This window comes from Streptomyces phaeochromogenes, assembly GCF_001418655.1.
Classification (GTDB): Bacteria; Actinomycetota; Actinomycetes; order Streptomycetales; family Streptomycetaceae; genus Streptomyces; species Streptomyces phaeochromogenes.
The window spans coordinates 1-1083 of sequence record NZ_LIQZ01000374.1 but is presented as its reverse complement, the minus strand read 5'-3'; the positions used below and the strand labels follow the sequence as shown (position 1 = coordinate 1083).

The window sequence follows — 1083 nt, the reverse complement described above, 5'->3', positions numbered from 1 at the left end:
CCTCGGCATGACCGGCCTCACCGCGTACGCGGGCCTGCTGCGCACCGCCTCCTTCAAGGAGGGCGACACCGTCTTCGTGTCCGGCGCGGCCGGAGCCGTGGGCAGCCAGGTCGGCCAGATCGCCAAGCTCAAGGGCGCCTCGCGCGTCATCGGCTCCGCCGGTTCCGACGAGAAGGTCAAGCTCCTGGTGGAGGAGTACGGCTTCGACGCCGCCTTCAACTACAAGAACGGCTCCGTGAGCGAGCAGCTGAGGGAGGCGGCCCCCGACGGCATCGACGTCTACTTCGACAACGTCGGCGGCGACCACCTGGAGGCCGCGATCGGCTCCCTCAACCTCCACGGCCGTATCGCGATCTGCGGGATGATCTCCGTCTACAACAACACGGAGCCCGCCCCCGGCCCGAAGAACCTCGCCCGCCTCATCGCGACCCGCGGCCGCATCGAGGGACTCCTCGTCGGCGACCACTACGACCTGCAGCCGCAGTTCGTCCAGGAGGTCGGCCCCTGGGTCGCCTCCGGCGCGCTCAAGTACCGCGAGACGGTCGTCGAGGGCATCGAGAACAACCTGGAGGCGTTCCTCGGGGTCCTGCGCGGCGAGAACACCGGAAAGATGATCGTCAAGCTCTGAAGCGGACGGCGGTGACGGCGGCGACGCCGGTGACTGTGGCAACGGCCTTCTGCTGCACTTCCGACATGCGGTAACTTCTTTCCGAAACTGTCGCGAGTCGTGGGCGCGAATCGTGGCGGACCAAGGAGGAAGCCACCGCATGTCCATCCAGCAGACCGACGTCCTCTACACCGCCGTCGCNNCTCGGCGTCGTCGCCCGCCAGGAGAAGGCCGACATCACCGGCTCGACCGTCACCGCGAAGGTAGGCATCGGCAAGAACGCCGACGGCTTCGGCCTCATAGTCGAGATCTCCGCCAACATCCCGAACGTGGACCCCACCGAGGCCCGGGCCCTCCTGGAGAAGGCCCACCAGGTATGCCCGTACTCAAAGGCCACCACGGGCAACATCACAGTCACTCTGACCTGACCGACGGGCCTTTTCCAGAGAGCCCGCGCACCGGAGCTTCTAGGGGCG

At 67.3% G+C, this 1083-nt stretch carries 2 protein-coding genes; both read left to right on the top strand.

The window, feature by feature from the left end:
- Positions 1 to 628 (top strand): NADP-dependent oxidoreductase (locus AOK17_RS38565; protein ID WP_157881484.1); only part of this gene is annotated, 628 nt, incomplete at its 5' end.
- Positions 629 to 810: 182 nt separating this feature from the next.
- A partial coding sequence (locus tag AOK17_RS49270) for an OsmC family protein (protein WP_206190907.1) occupies positions 811 to 1035 on the top strand: 225 nt, incomplete at its 5' end.
- Positions 1036 to 1083: the final 48 nt, after the last annotated feature.